Here is a 5,056-nt window from a genome sequence, read left to right on the forward strand (position 1 = left end):
ACTGCCAGGCGGCGTCGATTGCCGCGTTGCGGACCTGGGAGTAACCACGCTTCTCGACGCGCCGGTACGCGACGCCGCAGGCGTCCGCGGCCTCATCGTCCAGGGGAGCGACATGCGGGCATCCGCGGATGCTCAGGGGACTCTCGTACCAGGGCGACTTGCCACTCGTGCCGCGTGCCCGTCATGGAGATGCCCGAGTCGCCCGGCCGGATGCCGCGCGCGTTCCCATCGCGGGTCGGGGTACTCGTCGCCGTTGATGTCGCCGAGGCCGAACTCGTGGGCGACGCCTTCGTTCGCCTCCAGGCTGCCGGGGATACGCCCGGAGCATCCGGGACCGTGCCGGTGGCTGAGCCGGGGCCGCGCGCCGTGCCGTGGGTGATCCACGCCTGGCCTGCCTCGGGGGAGCCCGAGATCGGCGTGCCGTCACTCGTGCTGGGATCCCCCGCGGCGCTGCCCTGGCACGCGCCCTCGTGAGGTGGCCGGGCGAGGGCTGGCCCACAATGCCGGAAAGTGCTCCTGACCTGCAACGACAGGACTCGCTGAGGGTCCTGTCGGCTGCGTGGGAGAAGCACTTTCCAGATGGAGAAGCGTATGGGGTCCCACCCGCGTGTCCGCATCGAGGGCAGCGGCTGTTCGGTGGTCTCCCAGGCCGGAACCGTGCTGCTGGTGGAGGCCAGAGTCGGGCGGTTCACGGCGAGCAGGCGGGGCCTACCCCACGTACACGCTGTATCCGTAGCTGTCGACGGCGCTCGAGCCGGGCGTCAGAGTCTGAATCACGAACCCCGAGCAATTGGTGCCGCTGAAGATGTACGCGATGCCATTGGTCTGATTCTGCACCTGAGTCGGCAGACCCCCCACCATGTAGCAGCCGCTGGGGTTGTTGTACGTCGTGCTGCCGATGATCAGCTGTCCTTGCGCTGCGGACGCGGACTGTGTGATGCCGAGCGCAAGCACGGCACCGACACCGACCGCCCCAAGAGTCCGGGCAATGGATGGCATGTCTTTCTCCCCTGCTCAAGTGGGAGCCGCTGCTCGACTCCCAGCGGACATCACTTTATGCATACGCGTGACTCCATACAGTCATGATCGCGAGGGGAGTGACGCGCTCCGCTCTTTCGACCTAACCTCGTGCTTTCACGAGGCGGGCTGTCCGACTCGTGATCAAGAACGCAGAAAGTGCCTCTGACCAGCGAGAACGAGGATTGCTGAGGTCCTTGTTCCCGCCCCCGCCGGAGGCACTTTCCAGGTGAAGATGCGCATCGGGTGCTGTCCGCGTGTCGCGTCGACGGCGATGGCCGCGGGATCGTGTCGCAGGCTGATGCGGTGCTGCTGGTCGAGACGGTCCGCAAATCCGGCCTGGATGCGGCGATATCGGCGGCGCTTGTGCCGTGGCAGAAGCCGTGGGCAGTACACGATCCGGGCAAGATCCTGCTGGATGTCGCGCTCGCGGTGGCGCTGGGCGGGGACTGCCTGGCCGATGTGGGCATGCTGCGGGCCGAGCCGGCCGTGTTCGGGCCGGTGGCCTCCGACCCCGCGGTCCCTGCGAGCAGCACCGGTCCACCGGAACCGTGGAATCCGGCGCACACCCCGGCGCGACAGGCGGGCTCTCACCTGCCCGCACTTCGAGAATCCCACCAACACCCGCCACAAAGGGGTCCGTCAGCAAGCTGACGGACCCCCATGAACGATCGAGGTCGAGCCAGGAGTGGCTCCGGGGCAAATCCTGATCAGCTGAACGGGTGCCATTCACTCGGGGAGCAGATGCCTTTCGCCTCTGCAGCGACGATGCCGAGATATGAAAGGGATAAAGCAGTGCTGACGCAGTCCTAGCAAAGGAGTGACCGCGTTGAACTTCCTTTCGGACCCCGAAAGGCGACCACGGAGACGTCCCGTGGCAGCCCGGGGCCTGCTCGCCGCGTTCGTCACCGTGACCGGTGTGGCCGCAACGCCGGCGATCGCCCAACAGCAGCCTCCGTCTCCCCTCAACCAGCTCTATGCGGCGGGAGAAAAGCTGAAGCACAGCATCCCCGCCCAACATCAGCGGCTCCTGTCGGGATCAGGCCAGTTTCTGCTCAATCTGGCGAACAACAAAAAGTCGCTGAAGATCCGGCCCAGGCAACTGCCGCTGACGCCACGGCCGGCGCCTCAGGGCTACGCCAACGACCCGAACGCCCCGGACGACTTCATCTCCCGGTTCGCCGGCAACACACAGAGCGAGCCGAGCACGGCCTGGTGCGGCAAGACGGCGGTCATCGGCTACAACGACACCGGAAGTTTCATGTCGACGACTGTCAACCCCCCGCCGAGCGGCGCCATCAGCCTCCTTGGGTGGTCCCGCACCACCGACCCGGACAAGAAGCTGCCGTCGTACACCGACATGGGCGCCCTGATCGCCGATCCGCCCCCGCCCGGCGTGACCCGACGGGACCTGACCGGTGACCCGACGCTGGGCTGCTCGACCAGCAACAACTTCTACTTCGGGTCGACGTCCATGACGTTCCAGACCGACGGCACCATCAAGAGCGGTATCTCGGTGGCCCGTTCCACGGACGGCGGCAAGAGCTTCCACCACGGTGCCCTGGCGGCCAGCGGGGACCTCGGCACCCATTTCCTCGACAAGCCGATGATCACCGTCGAGCCGGGGCCGACCGCTTCCCCGTCCGACGACATCATCCACGTGACGTACACCGACTTCGACGGCTCCGGAACATTCTGTGGCGGCGCCTTCCGCACGGCGATCGAGTACGTCAAGTCGACCGACGGCGGGGCGACCTGGACGGCACCACAGGTGATCGACCAGGACTGCGGCCTTACAGCCACCGTGTTCGGGTCTCTGGTGAAAACGGGCAAGGGCGGCAACGTCTACGTCGCCTGGGAGCGCTACGACCCCGACTTCCAGCACCGGTCCATCCATGTCCGCCGGTCGGTCGACGACGGCGCGAGCTTCGGCGGGGACCACTTGATCAGTCCGGTGGTGCCCACCGGCGACGGTACGTTGCTGCAGGGTTTGTTCCGCAACTTCGTGGATCTGCAGGGCCTGGCGGTCGCACCGTCGAACAAGGCCTTGTACGTGACATGGCACGACGGCCGTTACGCGCAGCAGCCCGACCCCAACAGCAACTGCGAGAACGTCAAGAAGTACTGCTTCTCCAGCGCGCTGTTCTCCAGGTCGACGGACGGCGGTGCCACATGGAGTGCCCCGACCCGGGTGAACGACGGCCCCGTCGGGGAACAGGTCGACTGGTTCCAGCCGGCTCTGGACGTGGACTCGCGCGGAAAGCTCTACAGTCTCTACTACGACCGGCAGGGCATCTACCGGGGCGTCGCGAGGAACTTCAACATCCAGGCCGTGGTCGCCCAGTCCTCCGACGGGGGAAGCAGCTGGAAGAGGGCACCCGTGAGCTCCCGGTTCTTCCCGACCTTTATGGATCAGGTGCCGCCCCCGCACTACATGGGCGACTACATCTCCATCGCCACGGACACGCTCAGCACGTATCCGGGTGCCATCGCCGCCTGGGGAGACAACAGCCTCGGTGACGCGAACGTCGGCACGGTGCACGTGGATCCGGGGTGGCCCAAGCCCGATCCCAAGCCGCATCCCAAGCCCCATCCCAAGCCGCACCACGAGGAGAAGCCGGAGCATCACCGGCACCACAGGTAGGACTTGGCTGAGCAGATCGGGGTCGCCGGAGGGCCGTTGAAGACAATCGTCTTCTCGGCCCTTCGGCGTTGGCTGTGGTGCTCTGGCTCCTGGGTGGTGAGCGCCGGGGTGAGGTCCTCGCCGGAAGCGGGCGTTCCCCGTCCGGGCCGGGTGCGTGGCGAACGGTGGACGGAAGCGCGGGCGTCACTCGAAGTGCTCCGGCTCGCGCGGCCCTGCGGCGCCTGCTGTTCCTGCGGGGGCGCGCGGTCGCGTTCGAAGCGACGCCGTACCGGCCGCCGCGTACGGCACGGCGAACCACGTGGAAGCCACCGCCCACACCTGGCACGTCACCGTGTTCCAGGCGTACCACCGCGGGCCCGAGCCGGATGGCCCGGGCCCGCGGTGGTACGCGGCGTGGTCGCCCGCCTTACGCTCCGCCCCCGCGGCCGGCCGGCCGCCGTGCCCAGCAGGCGGCGACGAGGGCGACGAACCGGGTGTTGCCCACCGCGTAGCGAAGGAACATGCGGCGGGGCTCCTGGACCAGGCGGTGGAACCATTCGAGGCCGGCCCGCCGCATCCACCGCGGTGCCCTGCTGCGCACTCCCGCCACCACGTCGAAGGATCCGCCGACGCCGACCACCAGGGCGCAGCCCAACTCCTGCTGCCGACGCGCGAGAAAGTACTCCTTGCGCGGGGTCCGCCGGCTGTGTGCGGTTCCGCGTGGGAAAAGCACTGGCTTGGCTGGGCGTCTCCGGTGCCGGGTTCCGGATCACCGTCACCGACCTCGTACCGCAGCCACTGGCACGCAGTTCCGCGGCCACGTCCTCGCTCAGGACGATCCAGTGGGCTCCGCCCAGTGCCTTCCGCAGAAGCGGGGCCGCAAAGAGCCGGGCCGGCAACTGGGCGACGTGGAGGTGCAGCACCGGCGTGGACCGGCCGGCCTTGGCGAGGGCGACGATGAGGGCGTCCCGCAGCAGGGGAAGACCCCACTGGGAGATCGGCAGGTAGACGGCGTCCGGACGGTTGCGGCCAGCACCCGGGCGAAACACCGCATGGCCAGCCCGTGGCGCCGGCCTTGGCGAGCTAGGGCGGCTCGAAGTGGTCGGACATGCGTTCCGCGGAAAGGGAGACGACACCCACGACATCACACAGGCGCCGCAGCACCGGGGTGAAGAATTCGGCGGCCCTGCCCATGCCCCCGAGGCCCGCACTGTGCCTCAGCGCGAGGACGGTCGGCGCCAAGAGCTGTGTATCTCTCGGGTGGAACGGGAACATGAGGTCTCCCTCCCGACAATTTATCGAGATGTTGTCTGGGGTTTCGCGGCATCATGCCCGGGGCTGCAGAGTCCAGTGCGACACGTTGACTTCTTTTTATTCATAGGATATGCCGATGTAGAGAAATAGGGGACTCACGGG

5 protein-coding genes and 1 pseudogene are annotated in these 5,056 nt (G+C 67.5%); 3 read left to right on the forward strand and 3 right to left on the reverse strand.

Annotation, left to right across the window (positions count from 1 at the left end):
- Positions 1 to 183: 183 nt before the first annotated feature.
- Positions 184 to 474 (forward strand): hypothetical protein, encoded by a 291-nt coding sequence (locus ACZ5NH_RS45210; protein ID WP_468784282.1) that lies wholly within the window; start codon positions 184 to 186, stop codon positions 472 to 474.
- Between the two features lie 234 nt (positions 475 to 708).
- Here ACZ5NH_RS45210 and ACZ5NH_RS45215 read toward each other — a convergent pair whose 3' ends face one another.
- Positions 709 to 999 carry a hypothetical protein gene (locus ACZ5NH_RS45215; RefSeq protein ID WP_468784290.1) on the reverse strand — a complete coding sequence of 97 codons (291 nt, stop codon included), beginning with the start codon at positions 997 to 999 and terminating at the stop codon, positions 709 to 711.
- A gap of 253 nt (positions 1,000 to 1,252) precedes the next feature.
- On the opposite strand from ACZ5NH_RS45215, the pseudogene ACZ5NH_RS45220 reads away from it, so the two are divergent.
- Together ACZ5NH_RS45220 and ACZ5NH_RS45225 are read left to right on the forward strand one after the other, a co-directional pair.
- Positions 1,253 to 1,539 (forward strand): annotated as a pseudogene (locus ACZ5NH_RS45220) (transposase); the annotation flags it as partial.
- A gap of 352 nt (positions 1,540 to 1,891) precedes the next feature.
- Positions 1,892 to 3,661 carry a sialidase family protein gene (locus tag ACZ5NH_RS45225; RefSeq protein ID WP_468784284.1) on the forward strand — a complete coding sequence of 590 codons (1,770 nt, stop codon included), beginning with the start codon at positions 1,892 to 1,894 and terminating at the stop codon, positions 3,659 to 3,661.
- Positions 3,662 to 4,067: 406 nt separating this feature from the next.
- Here ACZ5NH_RS45225 and ACZ5NH_RS45230 read toward each other — a convergent pair whose 3' ends face one another.
- Positions 4,068 to 4,373, reverse strand: a complete 306-nt coding sequence (locus ACZ5NH_RS45230) for a WecB/TagA/CpsF family glycosyltransferase (protein ID WP_468784286.1) — start codon at positions 4,371 to 4,373, stop codon at positions 4,068 to 4,070.
- Positions 4,374 to 4,723: 350 nt separating this feature from the next.
- Positions 4,724 to 4,882 (reverse strand): hypothetical protein, encoded by a 159-nt coding sequence (locus tag ACZ5NH_RS45235; protein WP_468784288.1) that lies wholly within the window; start codon positions 4,880 to 4,882, stop codon positions 4,724 to 4,726.
- Positions 4,883 to 5,056: the final 174 nt, after the last annotated feature.

It is taken from the genome of Streptomyces sp. NPDC031426 (genome assembly GCF_055581585.1).